This window comes from Corynebacterium hindlerae (genome assembly GCF_014117265.1).
GTDB classification, from domain to species: Bacteria; Actinomycetota; Actinomycetes; order Mycobacteriales; family Mycobacteriaceae; genus Corynebacterium; species Corynebacterium hindlerae.
In genome coordinates, this window is sequence record NZ_CP059833.1 from 145217 (window position 1) to 165505 (window position 20289).

At 59.8% G+C, this 20289-nt stretch carries 15 protein-coding genes, 1 tRNA gene and 1 riboswitch; of the genes, 7 read left to right on the forward strand and 9 right to left on the reverse strand.

Translation table 11 applies throughout. The features are described from left to right. Positions 1–6 precede the first annotated feature (6 nt). Positions 7–1782: an ABC transporter ATP-binding protein gene (locus tag HW450_RS00700; RefSeq protein WP_182386139.1), complete on the reverse strand. Its 1776-nt coding sequence runs from the start codon at positions 1780–1782 to the stop codon at positions 7–9. Next, positions 1783–3351: an ABC transporter transmembrane domain-containing protein gene (locus HW450_RS00705; protein ID WP_182386140.1), complete on the reverse strand. Its 1569-nt coding sequence runs from the start codon at positions 3349–3351 to the stop codon at positions 1783–1785. A gap of 106 nt (positions 3352–3457) precedes the next feature. Between HW450_RS00705 and HW450_RS00710 the strand changes: the two genes are divergently transcribed. Together HW450_RS00710 and metE are read left to right on the forward strand one after the other, a co-directional pair. Further along, positions 3458–3543, forward strand: a tRNA-Leu gene (locus HW450_RS00710). Positions 3544–3971: 428 nt separating this feature from the next. Beyond that, a riboswitch (cobalamin riboswitch) is annotated at positions 3972–4117 on the forward strand. Between the two features lie 31 nt (positions 4118–4148). After that, positions 4149–6404, forward strand: a complete 2256-nt coding sequence (metE, locus tag HW450_RS00715) for a 5-methyltetrahydropteroyltriglutamate--homocysteine S-methyltransferase (protein WP_182386141.1) — start codon at positions 4149–4151, stop codon at positions 6402–6404. On the opposite strand, the gene HW450_RS00720 is transcribed toward metE, so the two are convergent. After that, positions 6401–7855, reverse strand: coding sequence for a DUF5129 domain-containing protein (locus tag HW450_RS00720; RefSeq protein ID WP_182386142.1), 1455 nt, complete (start codon positions 7853–7855; stop codon positions 6401–6403). The genes metE and HW450_RS00720 overlap by 4 nt on opposite strands. 23 nt (positions 7856–7878) lie before the next feature. Here HW450_RS00720 and HW450_RS00725 point away from each other — a divergent pair, with 23 nt between their 5' ends. Both HW450_RS00725 and HW450_RS00730 read left to right on the forward strand, forming a co-directional pair. Beyond that, a complete protein-coding gene (locus tag HW450_RS00725) occupies positions 7879–9336 on the forward strand; it encodes an SDR family NAD(P)-dependent oxidoreductase (protein WP_182386143.1) in 1458 nt (485 codons plus the stop codon). 9 nt (positions 9337–9345) lie between these two features. Beyond that, a complete protein-coding gene (locus HW450_RS00730; RefSeq protein ID WP_182386144.1) occupies positions 9346–9918 on the forward strand; it encodes a GNAT family N-acetyltransferase in 573 nt (190 codons plus the stop codon). A gap of 2 nt (positions 9919–9920) precedes the next feature. On the opposite strand, the gene HW450_RS00735 is transcribed toward HW450_RS00730, so the two are convergent. Next, the gene (locus HW450_RS00735; protein WP_182386145.1) at positions 9921–10334 is read right to left on the reverse strand and encodes a cupin domain-containing protein; all 414 of its coding nucleotides are present in this window, start codon (positions 10332–10334) and stop codon (positions 9921–9923) included. A gap of 114 nt (positions 10335–10448) precedes the next feature. On the opposite strand from HW450_RS00735, the gene HW450_RS00740 reads away from it, so the two are divergent. Continuing rightward, a complete protein-coding gene (locus HW450_RS00740) occupies positions 10449–11849 on the forward strand; it encodes an HNH endonuclease signature motif containing protein (protein ID WP_182386146.1) in 1401 nt (466 codons plus the stop codon). Here the strand turns inward: HW450_RS00740 and meaB are convergent. The 3 genes from meaB to HW450_RS00755 form a co-directional block, all read right to left on the reverse strand. Further along, positions 11846–12937 carry a methylmalonyl Co-A mutase-associated GTPase MeaB gene (gene meaB, locus HW450_RS00745; RefSeq protein WP_182386147.1) on the reverse strand — a complete coding sequence of 364 codons (1092 nt, stop codon included), beginning with the start codon at positions 12935–12937 and terminating at the stop codon, positions 11846–11848. The two genes, HW450_RS00740 and meaB, sit on opposite strands and share 4 nt — an antisense overlap. 90 nt (positions 12938–13027) lie before the next feature. Further along, positions 13028–15232, reverse strand: coding sequence for a methylmalonyl-CoA mutase (gene scpA / locus HW450_RS00750; RefSeq protein WP_182386148.1), 2205 nt, complete (start codon positions 15230–15232; stop codon positions 13028–13030). Positions 15233–15238: 6 nt separating this feature from the next. After that, the gene (locus tag HW450_RS00755) at positions 15239–17104 is read right to left on the reverse strand and encodes a methylmalonyl-CoA mutase family protein (protein WP_182386149.1); all 1866 of its coding nucleotides are present in this window, start codon (positions 17102–17104) and stop codon (positions 15239–15241) included. 296 nt (positions 17105–17400) lie between these two features. Here HW450_RS00755 and HW450_RS00760 point away from each other — a divergent pair, with 296 nt between their 5' ends. Together HW450_RS00760 and HW450_RS00765 are read left to right on the forward strand one after the other, a co-directional pair. After that, positions 17401–18093, forward strand: a complete 693-nt coding sequence (locus tag HW450_RS00760; RefSeq protein WP_182386150.1) for a TVP38/TMEM64 family protein — start codon at positions 17401–17403, stop codon at positions 18091–18093. A gap of 9 nt (positions 18094–18102) precedes the next feature. Continuing rightward, positions 18103–18711, forward strand: a complete 609-nt coding sequence (locus tag HW450_RS00765) for a MarR family transcriptional regulator (RefSeq protein ID WP_182386151.1) — start codon at positions 18103–18105, stop codon at positions 18709–18711. Here HW450_RS00765 and HW450_RS00770 read toward each other — a convergent pair. After that, entirely contained in the window at positions 18662–19852 is a 1191-nt protein-coding gene (locus tag HW450_RS00770; protein WP_182386152.1) for an SPFH domain-containing protein, read from the reverse strand. The genes HW450_RS00765 and HW450_RS00770 overlap by 50 nt on opposite strands. Beyond that, complete coding sequence (locus tag HW450_RS00775; protein WP_182386153.1) at positions 19853–20281, reverse strand: NfeD family protein; 429 nt, start codon at positions 20279–20281, stop codon at positions 19853–19855. Positions 20282–20289: the final 8 nt, after the last annotated feature.

Genomic DNA, 20289 nt, shown 5'->3' on the forward strand with positions numbered 1-20289 from the left:
TTATACCTAAGATTCCCACTTCTCATACAGCTGTGCGTATTTTCCACCCAGCGCGAGCAAGCTGTCGTGGGTGCCGTCCTCGATGATCCGGCCCTGCTCCATCACAATGATCCGATCCGCAACTCGGGCTTGATCCAGCCGGTGCGCCACCACGAGTGAGGTGCGACCGCGCGCCACCTTCGTGGCTGCCTGTTCCAAAGCTCGGGCGTTGTCACTGCCGGCTTCGGCGGTGGCCTCATCCATAATGAGCACTGGTGGGTCGAGCAAGATCATGCGCGCCAGCGAAATCTGCTGCTGTACCTCGGGAGAGAGTTCTTCAGCTCCGGCACCGACCTTGGTATCGAGCCCTGCCGGGAGCCAGCGGTGCCAATGTGTGGTTCCTGGAATCAGACCCACTTTTTCCAAGGCCTCGAGCAGTTGGGAATCGGAGGCACTTGGGGCGGCGAGGCGGAGGTCGTCGGCAAGCGTGCCGGCGAACAGGTGCACTTCCTGGCTGATGAGGGCCACGTGGCGGGCGGTCCAGTTGTCGGGGACGCTGGCCGTATCGACGCCGCCGACCAGGATCTGGCCGGTTGTTGGCCGTTGCAATCCGGCGATCAGCCCCGCAAGCGTGGATTTCCCGGCACCGGAAGCACCGACGAGTGCGGTGGTGGTGCCGCCGCGGAACGTGATGGTGATGTCGGACAGAACGGGCGCGCCACCGGGATAGCAAAATTCGAGGTCTCGGATCTCGACATCAGGGCAGGCGTCGATCGGTGCGGGGTCACTGGCTTCAGAGGTGGTGCGCAGCTGAGCCAGGGCTACCGCGCGCCCCAGGCAGGTCAAGGCGTTTTGGATCTCGCCGGAGAAATACATCACGTTGAACAGGTGCACTTCCATGCGGGAGATCAACAGCATCGCGGTGGTTGCCTCCCCGATGGTCAAGGCTTCGCGGTGGACCAGGAGCGTGGACAGCAGGAGGCCGCTGAGCACGAGCAGCGCGTAGGCAGCTGTTCCGTGCATCGTCAGCCTATTGAACAGGGGTTCGCGGGCGGCCGTGGTATTCACCGCATTCCACGAGGAACGCTGCAAGCGGTTGTGCGCCCACTCCTCTAGCCCCAGGGCCCGCAGCGTCGGCAGGCCACGGATGGTGTCCAGCAGCTGGTTGTTGCGCGTTGCGTCGGCGTCGGCGACCTTGTTTGAGGCAGCTGGAAGCAGCGCGATGTTACGTACCGCGACGGGATACAGCAGCAGGCCCACACCAACAAACGCGATGCAGTAGCTCCAATGTACGAACGCGAGGGAAACGAAAGTGAAGGGGAACATCAGCGCGGTGATGACCACCCGCGAGCCAATGGCGTTGACCATGCGGATTGCGGTATCAATGTCCTTGGTCAGCCGTGAAATCACGTTGCCGGTACCCAGCTCCATGATGGTAGGAATGGGTGCCCGCAGCGTCGCTGACATAGCAGAAATGCGCAGGTCAACGCTGAGTCGTCGGGCGCGAGAGAGCATTACCCACTGGGCGAGCGCGCGGCCAGCAGCTTCCAGCGTCAGCCCGAGCGCAATGAGCGCCATGAGCCACACGTATGCGTTCGTCCCGGTCCCGATGAGGGGTAAGGAGCGGCCGGTGATGGCGTCGACAAGCTTGCCGATCGCCACGGAGGTGCCCATCATGGCGGTGAGCGTCACGGCGAACACGACTGTGGCCAGCAGCCACCAGGAGCGCCTCGGGCGGGACGGGAGGCTGCCGAGATAACGGCCGCACTCGCTTAACGACGCCGGATGCTGGAAATCTGCCATCTATCGCTCCCCTTTCTTCACGATCCGATCGGCCACGCTCACCCAACCGCGGGACGTGGTCAAAACAATGGTGAGTTTTCCTTCCCGCAGCTGTTTCGTGGCGCAGGCGACGTTGTCCAACGTGACGGCGTCCAGGCCGGTTGTTGGGTCATCGAGGACGAGCACGTCGGGGTCGAGCGCCAGGACGCGTGCGAGAGCTACTCGTTGGCGCTGGCCGCCAGACAGGTTCAGTCCGGCCTCGCCAATCGCAGCTTCCGGCAGCTCACCATTCGGGCTGAATCCACCGAGGCGTCGGATGATGTCCTCGCAGGCCGCGGCCTCGAGTGCTTCCTTGACCTTGGTGGCAGAGCCGGTCGGATCAATGTTGTCCGCGAGCGTGCCCTCGAAGATGTTTGCGCTGTGTGGCACTTGGATGGCGGCCATGGTGGCGAGCTCGCTCCGTGCCGCGTCGCGGGCCGCTGGAGTGTCCGTTAGCCACACTTCGAGACCGGTGCGTGTCGGAGTGATGAGGTCGCCATGCTGCGCGGTGATGGCAGTGGTCTCGGCCAGCTCCAGCACCCGGCCTGAGCTAGCGACGGCGCGTGCCCAGTAGTCGGTGAGGAACCCCAATGCAAAACCCATTACCGTTAGCGCTGGGGGTGCTACCAGCGTCACCGTGAAGAACTCACCGGGAGTGATGCTTCCTCGCACTGCGAACCAGCCCGCGCATCCCAACACTGCGATGTTCGCTAGCAACGGGATGAGCTGGCGGAGGAAGTTGGTGAGCGCGAAGATCCGGGCGTCGTCGAGCATCAGGCTGAGCGCGTCCGTTGCTTTCTGGGTGAATTTTTCCTCGGCTCGTTCCACCGCGCCCAACCCCTTTAGCACCCGGGAACCCTGGGCGTAATCCGTCGCCAGCGAAATTGACGCAGCCTCGGCGGCGCGACGAGACCGCGAAATCTTCGCGATCGCTTTACCTGTGAAGTAGCTTGCAACCGCAGTGCCGACACCGCCGAGGAACATCAGCGATGCGAGCTGCCATGAAAACTGCGCGACGATGATAATGGTCGACGCTAGATAGCCCACCATCACTAGCGGGAAGTTGAGGATCTGCTTAACATCCCCCACCTGTTGGGCATCCTCGTCAACGGTGTTAAGGATCTCGCCCGGAGTTTTAGTACTGTGTCCCCTCACGAGTCGCTGCACCAGCTCCAACCGCATGTCGTGCGCCACCCGGCTGATGGAAAGCGTGGTGAGCGAATCACCTGTTGCGTCGACGAAGAACATGATCGTCATCGTGAGCACGATTGCCGTGACGGAAGAAACTAGCAGCGTGATGTCTGCAAAGGGTACCACCTTGTCCACGGCGAAACCCACGATCCGAGAAATCAGTGCGGACATCATCGATGACGAGAACCACGCGATGGCCAGGGCAATAACGGCCCGGCGGTGGCTCCCGAGAGCCGTTAACGCAACCTGAAAACCACGCTGTTGGCCAGACAGAATGGGAGCAGCTTCCGGTGGGTGCTCCGGAACAAACCACGCCCATGACCGCATACGTGGCGGCACTTTCGACGGATGGGTGAACATGACAGACAAACCTACCACAAAGTGCAATTAACCTGCTGATTTGTTAATTCAAGTCTAGTCGGGCTATTGTTTACGAGTGCCCAGCCGAGAGGCTGACAAACACCCAGCCCGGGTGGCGGAATGGCAGACGCGCTAGCTTGAGGTGCTAGTGTCCTACTAATGGACGTGGGGGTTCAAGTCCCCCCTCGGGCACAGTTTTTAAAACCCCAGTTCTTTGGAACTGGGGTTTTTGCGTTAAGTAGCGAAATGTGTGCCCGGGCGGCGCTTTTGTGTTGTCACTTCACCCGTCATGGCCCCGAAGTTTCTTGCTAAAACCCGGGAAGCATTCCCCGGATCTTGGGCCGAAATCAGTGAAATAGCAGGTGTGAAGCCTGAAAAATCGCCAAAACCCGGGGAACGCTTCCCGGGTTTTGTGGGGGTGATCGATCTTGCGTTGGAGATGGCATTCCCGGTTTTCCGGCATAACAAGGCGCACTCTGATAGTTGGCTCTGAATGTGGGTCCCGTTGTGTGTAGATCTGCAAACCAAGCACCCCACATTTGACAGACTAAGCTGTCTAGTGTTCTAATTTGCTTCACCAGTGTTTTGCAACACAATGCGCCACATCACCCCTGTTAGGGAACGTGTGGAGATTGTGCGGTAAAAAGCAGGGGAATCCGGTGAGAATCCGGAGCTGTCCCGCAACGGTATGCATCGAAAAACTCTGTGGTTGTCTCCCAGACTCTTCGTGTTAAGTCCGATTACCTGCCGCTGGGTTATTTGTCCGACAAATTCGACTGACGAGGATCAAGAGAATTATGACCTTCCACGCGACCATTGCTGGTGTGCCACGAATTGGCCCTAATCGTGAATTGAAAAAAGCCCTTGAAGGCTACTGGAACAAGAAAATCTCTGGCGATGAACTAGCCGAGGTGGCGACGCAACTCACAGACACCTACACGGCTGACTTACTTGCTGCGGGAATCGAGGCGGTTCCTTTTGCAGGTAAATCGTTCTATGACGCGATACTTGACACCACGGCGCTACTTGGAGTCCTCCCCCACCGCGTATCCACTATTGCGGATTACGAAGGAGACGCGCTGCCTAGTTTTATCGATCGTTACTTTGCCACAGCACGGGGATCGGTAGATTTTCCGGCGTCGGCATTAACTAAGTGGTTCGATACTAACTACCACTACATTGTGCCCGAGCTGTCTGCTGATACTGTCTTTTCGCTAGACGATGATGCGTTTTTGGCCGATCTCCGGCATCAAATCGACAAGTTCGGCGTTGCAGTCCGACCTGTGATTATCGGTCCTTTAACCTATCTCAATCTTGCCCGTACCACCGATGGATCTGATCCGCTTGATCATCTGGAGGAGCTGTTCGCTATCTACCGTGAGCTCCTCAAGCGTATTGGCGGTAGTGGTGTCGAATGGGTGCAGATTGATGAGCCAGCTTTGGTCACTGATCTTCCGGCAGCGGTGCTTAGCCGGGTGCGAGCAGGCTATGAAACTCTCGGGGGTAGCCTGCCCGCAGTGAAGATCCTGGTTCAAACCTATTTTGAAGACGGTGATCAGGCTGTGGAGACACTCAGCGGAACCGGGGTCACCGCAATCGGTGTTGATCTTGTTGCCGGCTCGGCGGAGCTGCCGCATTGGACTGGTGAGGAACTCCTGGTTGCCGGTGTGGTGGACGGCCGCAATGTGTGGCGTACTAATCTTGATGAGGCACTTGACACTCTGAAACAACTGGCTGCACGAGGCCCAGTCGCGGTGTCCACCAGCGCCTCCCTCCTCCATGTCCCTTATAGCCTTGATAAAGAGGATCTTGGGCAGATCCAAGATTGGCTAGCCTTTGGTAAAGAAAAGGTGGCCGAAGTGGCTGCACTTGCAGCAGCGTTGCAGGGCGAAGATGTCTCGGAGTTTTTTGCAGCGGCGCGAACGGCATTGCAGGATCGCGCGCAGTCGGAGTTGACGCATGATGCTCAGGTTCGGGAACGAATTGCAGCAGTAACGGATGCTGATCGGCAACGAGCATCGCGGGAGGAGCGTCGGCAAACGCAGCTCGCAACTCTCGACTTGCCACCGCTTCCGACGACGACTATCGGCTCTTTCCCACAAACGCAGGAGATTAGGCGTGCCCGGGCGCAGTGGCGTGTCGCAGAACTTACCGACGCCGAGTACCAGCAAGCCATGGTCGACGAAATTTCCACCGTGATTGAGGCTCAGAGCAAACTGGGGCTGGATGTCCTAGTTCATGGCGAGCCAGAGCGAAACGACATGGTGCAGTATTTTAGTGAGCAACTGCAGGGGTATATTGCGACTAGCCACGGCTGGGTGCAAAGCTACGGTTCCCGATGCGTACGTCCTCCGATCATCTCCGGCGATGTACGACGCACCGAACCAATGACTGTTCAGTGGTACAATGTGGCCCAAAGCCTCACAGACAAGCCAGTGAAAGGCATGCTCACCGGCCCGGTCACCATGCTGGCGTGGAGCTTTGTGCGGGACGACCAACCGCTTGGTGATACCGCTGATCAGGTAGCGCTTGCCCTACGCGATGAAATAGCTGATCTCATTGCAGCGGGTGCAGTAATCATCCAGGTCGATGAACCGGCTATTCGAGAATTACTGCCACTACGCAAAGAAAAGCAGGCTGCATACCTTAAGTGGGCCGTGGGAAGTTTCCGTCTGGCTACGGGTGATGCACCGAGCAATATTCAAATACACACCCACATGTGCTACTCCGAGTTCAATGAACTCATTGATACAGTTAGCGACCTCGACGCAGACGTTACCAGTATCGAAGCTGCCCGTAACGGTATGCAAGTGCTGAAAGCCCTCAAGGAATCCGGCTTTGACATGGGCATTGGTCCGGGTGTGTGGGATATCCACTCCCCTCGTGTGCCGCGCCAAGAGGAAGTGGATCAACTGCTAGAGGCAGCACTCGATTCCATTGATCCCCAACTGCTCTGGGTCAATCCTGACTGTGGCCTCAAAACCCGAGGCTGGGAGGAGACGACTGCCAGCCTAGAGGTGCTGGTAAAAGCTGCCCACAAGGCGCGCGTTTAGAAACTAGACGAGCCCCCTGCCCCGGAAAACCCAGAGCTGAATGATGTGTTCGTGTTGCTCGACGAGGACTGCTGCGCAGCGACGTTGTTGTTGTGCCAGCTTTGCATGGCCCAGAACGGCACGAAGTCCGAGTAGCCGTAGCCCGGGCGGTAGTCACGCTCGTAGACCTTGGGGGCTCGGAGCTGCTCCACTTCTTTGGCATCGCTAAACTGCTGAGCCTTTAGTACCGCGAGGGCTGCCTGGTAATCCTTCAGCAGCCCGGTGTATCGCTCCAGGAAGTCAGGGGCAGCGGGCTCATCTACCAGTGCGTCAGCGGTGGCGCGGGCTTGGCTTAGGCTCTGGTACAGCCCGGAGTTGGTATTCTTAACCTCGGCTTGAGCTGCGACAATGTCGGAGCGTAGGGCTGTGGCCTCAACCTGCCGAACATCGACGTCGCCGTGCTCGATGCGGAAAATTGTATCGATGTTCTGCTCCGCGGTGCCTACTTGCCGTGCGGTCTCGGCGGCGGTGTTGATTCGGTCGGCGTTGGCGAGGATCTGCTTCGGCTCGTCGGAGGCAGTGAGACCGCCGAAGCTGTCCACTTGGCTGTGCATGGTCAGGAATCGATCGCGAACCTCTGCCCATTCGTCGCGCATCGTGGCGTGAGCGAGCGGTGAGGTGAGCGAATTGGCGCGGATGTCGATGCCATCAAGGCGCTGCCCCAAGGAGCCGTACTCCTTTGAAATAAAGGCGAGGTTTTCGCGGGCCTTGGCCAGTTTCATTTCGCGGCTGCGACGTGCGGCCCCTCCGATACCGACGACGGCAGCTGCGACGCCACCGACCCCTACCCCGGCACCGAGTCCAGCACCGACGCGGTTCTCGACAGCATTGTCGTAGCGAGCCTCGGCGAGGCCAGCAATGTCGGAGGCTTCATTAGCCCCAGCGAACAGCCCGGCAGGGATGTTGCCGTCCTTCACTCCTGGCTTGATGGCGTTGACAGCCGCGTCGAGGTGGTTGCCAGACCGCAGATCGAGCACATCAGCGACGTCTTCACCTGCGAAAACGAACGCCTGTCGCGGATTTAACCCAACCCCGACAAACAAGGTGCCGTCGGCGAAATGGTCGTCACCGATGAGGTCTGGGTGGTGGTCACGGAGGAAGTTCTCGACGGAGTCATTGACGTTGTCTTTGTTGCGCGCGAAGACGATGTAGTGGAGTTGTTGCACCGTGGTGGGTGCTTCGATGCGCTCGGCGTCCCGCAGCATGCGCGCTTCGTCTTCATCGCTCAGCACATTGTCAGGGTCGTGGACTTGGGTGTTCGCTATCCCCCGCTGGGTGGGAGCGGATATCGCGTAGTCAGCGCGTTGTGGTGGGTCGATGGATAGGAACGTGGCCAGGCCCGCGCCGGTACCTAGTGTGAGTCCCGCGACGAGGGCAGCCCCTGCAATCTTTGCCGGTGATAATGCGCTCATGCCACGACTATAGTCTTAAATCTATGAGTATCGACCCCGCTGATTTACGTACCTGCCTCCGCGTTCTTGAGGAAGCAGGCTCGTTGGATCCCACTTCCCCGGATTCTGTGACGCTGCAACGGGCTGTCGGAAAGCTTTTCAAGGAGGTCAAGCGCCAGCGGCGGGCGGCGGCCAAGCAGCGGCGTCGTAAAGCAGACGCTGCCGTGCTCGCGCGCACCGCCACCGCCAACCCGCAGCGTATCGACGACGAAACCGCCGGGATCCTCGTGCGCCCCGCGGGTTCCGAACCCGTCGTTCTCGAACGAGGAGCTGTCGCCACCCCACATGGTTGGGCCGGGAAGCTGTACCGATCGCAGAACTGCTATGTGTGCAAACAGCCGTACACGCTGGTCGATTCGTTTCATCACCAACTGTGCCCCGACTGCGCAGCGGACAACCGGGCCCGCAGAGACGCCCGGGTAGACCTCACAGGCCGGCGGGCGGTGCTCACCGGCGGGCGGGCGAAGATCGGGATGTATATTGCGCTCAAGCTGCTTCGCGACGGCGCCGACCTCACCATCACCACCCGTTTCCCGCGCGATGCGGCCCGTCGGTTCGCAGCGGTCGGTGACAGTGCAGACTGGCTGGACAGGCTCCACATCGTAGGCATTGACCTGCGAAACCCCGTCGCTGTGAGTGAGTTTGCGGCGTCGGTGGTCGCGGCGGGGCCTCTTGACATCCTCATTAACAATGCCGCGCAAACGGTGCGGCGCTCACCTGGCGCGTATTCCGGCTTGGTCGCAGCTGAATCCGCACCACTGGAAGGCCCGGCTTGCGAGGTCAAGGTGTTGTCCATAGGCGATACCGCCGCACTGCACCCGGCTGCCCTCACTGGCGGGACGAGCACCGCGCATGCCCAGGAGCTGGCGCTAGCGGCACTGTCAGGTGGCGCAGCGTCATTGGAGCGCATTGCCGACGGTACCGCTGTGGACGCCGGTGGCCTCATCCCAGATCTGGGTAGCGCCAACTCCTGGTCGGCCGTCGTTGGCGATGTGGATGCGCTTGAGCTGCTGGAGGTGCAGCTGTGCAACCAGACCGCCCCGTTCATCCTCGTGAACGAGCTGCGCCCCGCGCTGGAGGCCGCCACGGCCCGGCGAAAATACATCGTGAATGTGTCCGCGATGGAGGGAGTGTTCGGGCGGGGATACAAAGGCCCAGGACACCCGCACACCAACATGTCCAAAGCAGCGCTCAACATGCTCACGCGCACGGCAGCGGGGGAACTCTTTGAACACGGCATCCTCATGACGGCGGTGGATACCGGCTGGATCACCGACGAGCGCCCACACACCGTGAAAGAACGCCTCGCGCGGGAAGGATTTCACGCCCCACTTGATCTGGTAGATGGCGCCGCCCGCGTGTACGATCCGATCGTGCAAGGCGAACATGGCGTCGACCTCTACGGCTGCTTTCTAAAGGATTACCGCCCGCACCCGTGGTAGCCTGCGGTTATGATTCGTGAAGCTGAGCGTTCGGATATTCCTCACGTTGCGCGGTTGATGGCAGAGGTATTCGCGGACGATGCGGCATTTCGGAGCTACTTTCAAGGATGTGGTCCGGTAAACCGCGCCGGAGACATGGCCCCTATCTTCGAGCGCCAGTTGGCAGTGGAGTTTGTTCCCGAGGGCGTCGTGGACCTGTGCTTCGATGGCACGACACTCGTTGGCGCCGCTTGCTGGAATCTCCCAAACGACGACCACTGGTTCCACTTCCCTAGCTACGTCGCGATGTATGGTGGCGACGCTTATCGCATGCTGCTTCGCGACGCCCGCTCCATGTCCTACCACCCCACCGAACCGCACTGGTATCTCTACGCACTGGCGGTCTCTCCCGCAGCTCAGGGCAAAGGTGTCGGTTCGAGGCTGCTCAGGCACGGATTAGAGCGCGCTACAGGGCTGGTCTACTTGGAAGCGACCACCCCGGGATCGCAGCGGCTCTATGAGAGGTTCGGTTTCTCTGTAACACGGCAAATCCCCACCACTGACCCGCAGGTCACAGAGATGGGGATGGTACTGCGTCGATAAGCCTAGTGCTGCTCGTTCGGATCGTTGTCCGCGTCCTCCTTGGTGGCGTGGACGGTGCCTGGGAGGTGATCCGGGGCGGCGTAGATTGAGTAGACCTTCAGTGGCTCGTCGCCTTCGTTGACCACGTTGTGCCACTTGCCGGCCGGGACAAAGATAGCCCAGTCGTCCTCCACGACCTGATCAATGTCGAGGTTGTTTTCGTCGGCGCCGATCATCACATGACCCTTACCAGCCTCGACGCGGAGGAACTGGTCGTGATCATCGTGGACTTCAGCGCCAATCTCGCCACCGGCAGGGATGCTCATGACAGTCATCTGCAGGTGCTTGCCGGTCCAGAGGGTGTCACGGAAATTCTCGTTATCCGTGGTTGCCTTTTCGATATCCAGGACATAAGGGTTGGGGCCGTGGTCAGCCATGATTGAACTCCTTTGTTATTGGGTGCAGATGGTGCCCATTGTACTTAAACTTCATTCGAACAGGTGTGCTAGTTTTCTTCCGGTTGTGTCCGGCCCAATTTTTATAATGGGGCCATGAACACATTAGAGCAGGTCAAGCAAGGCTTCGTGGACGCGATAGCGGCGCAACGGGCAGCCTTTGACGTGCTCGAACATCATGCCATGGATGCTGAACAGTTGTGGCAGATTCTCGATCTTACGCGCGAACTAGAGCGACTCGCCCAACTTACTACCCTGTACGCCCTCCGGGAGCTAGTCAACGAACGCGAGGTTTTTCCGAGGACGGCAGGAGGGTCAAACAAACTCAGGCATGTCGGGAGGTTCTCCCGAGCCGAACTACGGAATTACCTACGCATCGCTGAGGACGTCTTTGAAAAGCCACCGTTTCTCGGTAGTCCCGACACCTCCCCGGCCGCGCACCCGCATACTGCACAAGGAATGCGTGAAGGGCTGTTCGGCGTCGAATCCGCTGTAGAAATATCCAAGACAATGGCGGCGTTGCCCGACGACATCACCGCCGAGGTCCGCGCCCATGTCGAAGCCATGATGGCAGGGTTCGCCACCGAGCTTGCTCCGGACGACCTCCGGTCGGCTGGCCAAAAAATCCTTCAAGGACTCGCCGCGGATTCTGAACCAGCCGACGACAACCGCCGCAAGCTTCGCGACGCCACACTGTCCCGCCAGGGCGCTGACCTGATGTCTAGCCTCTACGTCACTGCAACACCGGAGCTCCACGCCCTGCTGAGCAGGCTGTTCGCTGACTACGCTGGCCCCGGTGACCTGCTCCCGGCTGGAGAAAAAGACCACGATGACCGCTTCGCCGGGCAACGCCGTCACGACGCGCTTGTCGCAGCACTCAAATGCGCCCTGGGGCCGGGTGGAGCTATGACTCCCACCAGAGGATGCTCGACAGTCGTCGCCACCATGTCTATCGAACAGCTCGCCCACGCTGCAGGGCCCGTTGCGACAGACGTAGGCACTCTCCTGCCAATCCCCGACCTGATTAGGCTCGGAGCTGACAAAAACGCCTTTCTTGCCCTCCTAGAAGAAGGCACCGGCAACCTGATCGAACTCGGGAAATTCAAACGAACTGCAGACCTCCACGCCTACCTCGGACTCGTCGCAGCCCAGGGCGGAGACATGACGCCAGGCTCCAACCTGCCTGCGGCCATGTGCGAAATCCACCACATCTGCGCCTGGCGCTACGGCGGACGGTCAACCGGCGACAATCTCACCTTGATCGGTCACGCCACCCACCGAAACACCGACGATGCTCAGGAAGACCCCGACAAGTGGTGGACCTACTGTTCCAAAACAGGCCACCTGCTGTGGCGGCCCCCGAAACACATCGACCCGCACAGAACACCGCGCATCAATATCAGCCCCCACACCTGGTTTAACCCAGGACAGATGATGCGACTCTTCGGCGCGGCACCACCAGGAACTACCTGCCAGCACTGCGCCCAAGCAGCCTAGTCGCCAGTAGCTCCATCAAAGGCACGCAAGATCTCCTCCGCAGCCAGCGTAGGAGTAATCTCGCCGTGCCGTAGTTGCGTTTCCACGGATTCACGGGCTGCCACCACATCCGGGTTAGTGTTGAGACGCTGCAACAAGGTCTCATGCACCATCGACCACATCCAACCCACCTGTTGTTCCCGGCGACGATGCTCAAACTGACCGGACTCACGCATCACCTTGTGGTGCTCCTGAACGTGACCCCAGAACTCCTCGAGCCCTTCATTCTCCACAGCTGACATGGTGATTGTTGGTGGGTGCCACAAGGAATCCTCGGGACGCACCATCCGCATCGCAGCCGCCAGCTCGCGGGCAGCTCGCTTCGCCTGTTTCAGGTTCGGCCCGTCGGCCTTATTGATGGCCACGATCTCAGCCATCTCCAGCACGCCCTTCTTAATGCCCTGGAGCTGGTCTCCCGCGCCCGCGAGCGCAAGGAAACAGAACACATCCACCATCTGAGACACCGCCACCTCGGACTGGCCCACACCAACGGTCTCCACGATGATGATGTCAAATCCCGCGGCCTCGAACACCACCATAGATTCCCGTGTCGCCTTCGCCACACCTCCAAGGGTGCCGGCGGACGGCGATGGACGAATGAACGCATTGTCCTCGGCGGACAGCTTTGCCATCCGGGTCTTATCACCCAGGATGGAGCCACGAGTCTTTGTGGAAGAGGGGTCGATAGCTAAGACCGCTACCTTGTGGCCCTCCTTGATCAGCTTCATTCCCAGTGACTCGATCGTGGTGGATTTACCTACACCAGGAACACCGGTGAGGCCGACGCGGAGTGCGTTTCCGGAGTGCGGCAGCAGCTTGACCAGCAGCTCTTGTGCCAAAACGCGGTGTGCCGGGGCCGTAGATTCCAGCAGGGTCACTGCCCGCGCCATCTGGGTGCGATCCCCCGCCAGCACAGCCTCATACAGCTGGTCTACGTCGATGCGCCGACGGGCACGCTTAACTGCTTCCGGGGCAACCGCCATGCCGACGTCCGTGCCCGCGGTCGTGGTGAGGGAACCGAGAGAATGCTCGAGGAAGTTGCTGGACATTATGGGGTGCGCTCCTAGTGGCGTCGAAAAGCGAGCGGGGGCGACGCACTGTGCGCCACCCCCGAATGATTGCTGGTGTTTGAGGCTGTATTAGGCGTCGACGTTCAGGTCAAAGCCCAGGTTGGCCGACAGCTTTGTCATCATGTCGATCGCAGACTCCGCGATGACGGTGCCCGGTGGGTAGATCGCAGAAGCGCCCATATCGTACAGCTCCTGGAAGTCACCCGGTGGGATCACACCACCAACGATGATCATGATGTCTTCGCGGCCCAGCTTGGCCAGTTCCTCCTTCAGCGCAGGAACCAAGGTCAGGTGGCCTGCTGCCAGGGAGGACACGCCCACCACGTGGACGTCAGCGTCGACAGCGCTACGAGCTGCCTCCGCAGGGGTCTGGAATAGCGGTCCAACATCAACGTCCATGCCGAGGTCAGCGTAGGCGGATGCGACGACCTTCTGACCACGGTCGTGGCCATCCTGGCCCATCTTGGCGATGAAGATACGGGGACGACGGCCCTCTTCCTTCTCGAAAGCGTCGGCCATGGCGATGGCCTTGGCAACGTTAGACACGGTGCCTTCCTTTCCGACCTCGTCCTTGTAGACGCCGGACAGGGTCTTGATCTCAGCCTCATGGCGGCCGAAGACCTTCTCCAAAGCCATGGAGATCTCACCAACGGTAGCCTTGGCGCGGGCGGCATCCACGGCCAGCTTCAGCAGGTTGGATTCCAGATCGCCCGGCTCGCGCTCCTCAGTAGCAGCAGCGGCGGTCAGGGCATCCAGGGTGCGCTGCACCTCGTGCTCATCGCGCTCAGCACGCAGGCGCTCCAGCTTCTCCAGCTGCTCCGCACGCACCTTGGAGTTCTCCACCTTGAGAACTTCAATCTGCTCGTCTTCCTCAACGATGTACTTGTTCACACCAATGAGGGCCTGGCGGCCAGAGTCAATACGAGCCTGGGTACGGGCAGCGGATTCCTCAATGCGTAGCTTCGGAATACCTTCGACGGTTGCCTGTGCCATGCCACCCGCAGCCTCAACCTCTTCGATGTGCTTACGTGCGCGGTTAGCCAGCTCATTGGTCAGCCATTCGATGTAGTAGGAACCAGCCCATGGGTCCACTGGACGGGTGGTGCCGGACTCCTGCTGCAGCAACAACTGGGTGTTACGAGCGATACGAGCCGAGAAGTCAGTCGGCAGAGCCAGTGCCTCATCCAGAGCGTTGGTGTGCAGCGACTGGGTGTGGCCCTGGGTCGCGGCCATCGCCTCGATCGCAGTACGGGAGACGTTGTTGAAGACGTCCTGTGCGGTCAGCGACCAACCAGAGGTCTGGGAGTGGGTACGCAGCGACTGGGACTTCGGGTTCTTCGGGTCGAACTTAGCCACCAGCTCGCTCCACAGTAGACGGCCGGCGCGCAGCTTAGCGATCTCCATGAAGGTGTACATGGAAATGCCCCAGAAGAAGGACAGACGCGGAGCGAACTTATCCACGTCCAGGCCAACTTCCTTACCCGCGCGGATGTACTCGATGCCGTCGGCAAGCGTGTAGGCGAGCTCGAGGTCAGCGGTAGCGCCCGCCTCCTGGATGTGGTAGCCGGAGATGGAGATGGAGTTGAAGCGAGGCATCTTCAGCGAGGTGTACTCGAAGATGTTCGAGATGATCCGCATCGATGGCTTCGGCGGGTAGATGTAGGTGTTACGAACCATGAACTCCTTCAGAATGTCGTTCTGAATGGTTCCGGCAAGCTGCTCCGGGGTCACGCCCTGTTCCTCGGCCGCCACGATGTACAGCGCGAGGATCGGCAGCACAGCGCCGTTCATGGTCATGGACACGGACACGTTGCCGAGGTCGATACCTTCGAACAGCTGGCGCATGTCCAGGATGGAGTCGATAGCCACGCCGGCCATACCGACGTCACCGACCACACGCTCGTTGTCAGAGTCGTAACCGCGGTGGGTAGCCAGGTCGAATGCGACCGACAGGCCCTTCTGACCAGCCGCTAGGTTGCGACGGTAGAACGCGTTGGACTCGGCTGCAGTGGAGAAACCAGCGTACTGGCGAATCGTCCATGGCTGGTTGGTGTACATGGTTGGGTATGGGCCACGCATGAATGGCGCAATACCAGGGAAGGAATCAATGGGGTGTCCCTTGGCAGCGGCCGCGTCGCGGTCGGAGCGGGTGTACACACGCTTAACGTCAATGCCTTCCGGCGTAGACCAAACCTGGCCATCAGCAGGGGGCTCAGTCTGAGCAGCCGCGTCGGAAGTGCGTGGCACCTCAGCGAAATTCGGGATAGTAGTCATATTTCCTTACGCTCCCAGCTTGGTCAGCAGCTCAGCCAGAACCTGGGCTGCATCGATCTTCATGTTGACGTAGCCGTCCGGCTTAACCTCAGCGTCCGCGAAGGACTTCTCCGCGCCAGCGACCAAGATAGTGCCAGCACCGGCCTCACGCAGCGCCTTAACGACGTCCGCACCCGTAGCCGCATACTCCTGGTCAGTGCCACACACCACCACGATGTCGGTTTCCTTCGCAGCAGCCGCAAACTCGTCAGTGCCAGCGACAAGCTGACCTGGGTTCAAAGTTTCGATACCACCGGACGCGAGCAAGTTCGCGGTGAAACCGGTGCGCACATTGTGCTTGGCCAGCGGACCAATCGGAATCATGCCGATCAGCGGACGCTTGCCATTGGCTTCCAGGAAGGCGTCGGAGCGGTTACGCAGCGCCTCAAACTCGGCAGCCCACCGGCGCACACCGGCTGGTTCGACGCGCAGCTCGGCAGGCAGTGGCTTCTCGCCCAGGTTCGGGAACTCGTTAATGCCCGTGACCTTCTTCACGCGGCGGGCGATGTCGGCGCGCACCCGCTCGTAAGAAGCATCTAGCTTGTCCTGAACTGCGTCGGCAGCAGCTTGCAGGCCACCCCTGCCCTCAACCTCGGTGAACTCGCCCCATGCCTTATCAGCCAGCTGCTGGGTCAGGGACTCGACGAAGTAGGAGCCACCAGCAGGGTCAATCACGTGACCGAGGTGGGACTCTTCCAACAGCAACAGGTTAGTGTTGCGGGCAATGCGAGCAGCGAACACACGAGAGGTTCCCGGCAGACCACCTGAGATGGAGTGGTCGAACGGCAGGACCTCGACATCGTCAGCCCCACCAACACCAGCAGCGAACGCTGCGACGGTCACGCGGAGCATGTTCACCCATGGATCACGCTGGGAGAACATCGCTGGAGCAGTCAGCGCGTGCTGTGGTGCCAAACCAGCCTCAGGAGCTCCCAGAACCTCTGCAACGCGGGCCCAGAGGGTCCGGGCAGCGCGGAACTTAGCGATCTGCGCGAATTGATCATCGCTAGCGGCGAAGCGGAACGCGATCTGGCCCAGCGCATCCTCGATGCTCAGACCGGCTTCGGTCAGCGCGCGGACGTACTCAACACCGGTTGCCAGAGCGAAACCAATCTCCTGGGCATCCGTCCCGCCCTGGTTATTGAAGGCCACGGCGTCGACAAGCAGCGTGCGGATGCTGCCAGCGAAGGTGGCATTTTCGACGGCCAGTGCAACGGCGTCGTCAAGAGCGATGGACTCGGTGCCCACGAAACCGGCCGAAAGTGGAGCTGCGGACAGTTCAAAACGTGCCTTTTCCGCGACACCAGCCTCCTCAGCCAGTGCCTTGAGAGCATCGCTGGCAGCTTTGACGTCGGCGCCAGCGAGCACGCGGACCTCAACCAGATCCAGGTATACGTCCTTCAACACAGCAGGAAGATCCGCAGCGCTCAGGCCCGCGGTGAGGTCAATGACCACAACGGTGGAGCCATTATTCAGGGCGTGCAGAATCGCCTTATTGGTTGCGGCCGCATCACCTGCGGTGCCGGAAGCCACGCCACCGAAAGTTTCGGTGACTCCCCAGCCCGAAGCAGTGACATCGCCCCGAGTGTAAGGAAAAACACCAGGCGCAGAAACTTCAGCGAGCTCATCTGCGCGGGTGTAGAGCGGATTGACGTCGATGCCTTCGTAGGTGGTGTGGATCAACCTCGTCCACACATCGAGTGGGACATCAGCAATGTCCTTCTTTTGCACACGAGCAAACACCTTCGCTACTGCCTTGTACCAATCCTGCTGAGTCTCAGCGAAGTCAGCAGGAAGCGAGGTGTTTACCGCGTCAGACTGTACATCAGTCACTACGGACCTTCTCCCCTTGTGCTTGAACCCGGGCAGGAACGAGTCTCCACCCGGATCGGTTACGTTCAGTTCAAAACACCATGAGCAATTCCATACAGGTACGGCCTCGCTCACAATCACTAACAAGTGTAGCCACCACCGCAGTGAATTGTTGCGTATTTGCGCACATACAGGGAGGCGAATTCACCATCGAACTCATAAAGCTGCAGTTAAAGCGGTGTAACAACGCTGAATTCGGGGCTAATGTTGACGCCGCCCACTACACCCGCTCAACCACTAAACTAACCTGGAATACCATGCGAACCCAAGGACCACCGTGGTGGCGGATCTGTGCATTTCTCGCGTTCCTCGCTGCCGGAATCGTCCTCGCGACGACAGTGCAGCTCCCCTCCATCACTGAGATGCGCCAATGGGTAGACAGCTACGGCCAGTGGTCCATCGCGCTGTTTGCACTCCTCTATGTCACGGTGACGCAGTTCCCCATCCCCCGTACCGCACTGACGGTTTCGTCCGGACTGCTCTTTGGACCAGCGTTGGGGATAGGAATTGCACTGCTGGGGACGACGCTCGCCGCCCTCATCAACATCACGCTCGTGCGGGCTTTGTTGGGATCTGATCCGGAAGGCTCTACAGCGGACTCGTGGACTTCACGTCTTGCACGGACCCACCGCAACCACAAGGCCTTAACAAAGATCAATCAGCGGTTGCAGCACCGCGGATTCTTCTCCATTTTCTGCCTGCGGTTAATTCCCGGCATTCCTTTCTCAGTACTGAACTACGCCTGCGCCATCACTCCCGTAAAACGCAAAGACTTTACCCTAGCGACACTGTGTGGCTCTGCCCCGTCGACGATTATTGGAGTGTTGCTCGGCGACTCTGTGGCGTTAGGGGAAAACAATCACGCCGCGCTCCTTTTGGGAACCCTGTTTATCATCGGAGTCCTTGGATTTACGGCGGATTTATTGCTACCAGTCAAGTCTAAAACGTAGACTAGGCTCATGTTTGCGATCCATGCCCGCTATCGTGGCCGCGCTGTCCGGCGCGCCGAACTCGTCGCCCGCTCCGCGGAAGCTCTGTCCACTATGGAAGGCGTCGGCACATTTGACATCCTTGGTGTGGAGGACATTTGCGCGGTAGTTGACACCCCGGAAGCAGTAGCCGATACGACGATGGCGCTGTTGTCCGCTGGGGAATGGGCAATCGGGATCGGCATCGCGCCCACAGCTACGAACCCAACCTCGGACGTCGTCACTAAGATTGCCGGTGCTGCACTAGGCGCCCGGGCACGGGTGGGCGTCGTCAAGGTGCGGGTTCATGGCCCACGTACGCTAAAGCCGGACGCCGACGAGTGGGCCAGCGACATCGCCGCCTGTTTCCTGATGCTCGCCACCGTACTGGCTAAGCGCAGCATCGAAGGGCGCGAAGCTACGTCACTGATGCGGCGTGGCTATAACCAAAACGAAGCCGCCGCAGAGCTGGGAATCACCAAGCAGGCGATGTCCCAACGGCTGCAGGCGGCTGGGTGGCAAGCGGAAACTGCCGGGTGGCAGCTTGCCGTTAATCTTCTTCGACGGGCTGAGGAGCTAACTGAGGCTCCGGGAAGCTAGGCTGTGGCTGAGCCTGCGGCAGCTGCTTCTTGAGCTCAGGAACCTCCGGCTCGACAGGCTTGTTGGCCACTGCATTCGCAGCTGCGACGGCAGCCGCAATTTCCGGATCCGATTCCGTGTTGAACCACTCGTCGGTATCTTCCTGCTCCGTGATCTTCTTATCGGTTTCGCTCACCGCTGGTGGCTCGTAACGGAAGACCCCATCGTCGTCCTTCTTCGCCATCGCGCGGGCGAATTGTTCCAGGGAATCCCCGAACTGGCTCGGAACCATCCAGACCTTGTTCGCGGAACCCTGTGCCATCTTCGGCAACTTCTCCAGGTACTGGTACGCCAAGACTTCTGGCGTGAGCTGCGAGGACTTGATCGCCGCGTTGACCTTCTGAATCGAACGTGCTTCACCCTGGGCCTTGAGGTACTTCGCCGCACGCTCGCCCTCTGCCCGCAGGATCATCGCCTGGCGCTCTGCCTCTGCGGCGAGAATTGCAGCGTGCTTCTCGCCTTCCGCAGCCAGGATCTTGGCCTGCTTTTCACCCTCAGCGGTCTTGATGTCCGCCTCACGCTGACCTTCTGCGGTAAGAATTGTGGCGCGCTTCTCGCGGTCCGCTTTCATCTGCTTTTCCATCGACTGCTGAATCGATGGTGGTGGATCAATTGCCTTCAATTCCACGCGGGAGATACGAAGGCCCCACTTGGTGGTAGCTGCGTCCAGCTCACCACGCAGCCGACGGTTGATCACTTCACGGGAGGTCAGGGTCTCCTCCAGCGTCATACCACCGACAACATCGCGCAGCGTTGCGGTGGAAATCTGCTCCACACCCACGATGTAGTTATCCACGCCGTAAATGGCGCGCGCCGGATCGTTGATCTGGAACGTCACCACGGTGTCAATAGCCACCGTCAGGTTGTCCTCGGTAATCACCGCTTGCGGTGGGAATGATACGACGCGCTCGCGGGTATCCACCTTGGCACGAACCCGGTCAACAAACGGCACCAGCAACGTGATGCCACCGGACACTGTCCTGGTGTATCGTCCGAGGCGCTCAATAACTGCCGCTTCTCCCTGTGGAATCAACGCGATGGATTTCACCAGCACAATCACCACAAAGAGCAAAATGACGATGAGGGCAAAAAGACCTGCCATCTATAGCTCCTTCCACACGACGGCGGTTGTGCCATCGATACTTACTACGTTTACTTCTTCGCCGACCGCGATCGGGGTCGTGGGATCGATACTCCGGGCAGACCAAATCGAACCATCCAACCGGACCTGGCCCCCGGTACCAGTTACCTCTTCCAGCACCACTGCGCGCTGTCCCTCCAAGGCCTTCACCGACGTATCCAGCACCGGCTTTCTAGTCAAATGCCGATGCAGATATGGCTTGAGGAAGACCAACAGGAGGAGGGCCGAGACGGCGAAGCAGGCAATTTCGGCCCACAACGGGATGCCAGGAATGGCGGCACCGGCCGTCGCTAAGGCTGCCCCGGCAAGCATGAGCATGGTGAACTCGCCGGCGAGCAATTCCGCTGATGCCAGGACGAGCGCTGCAATAAACCAAATGATGGGTCCCACGATTTACT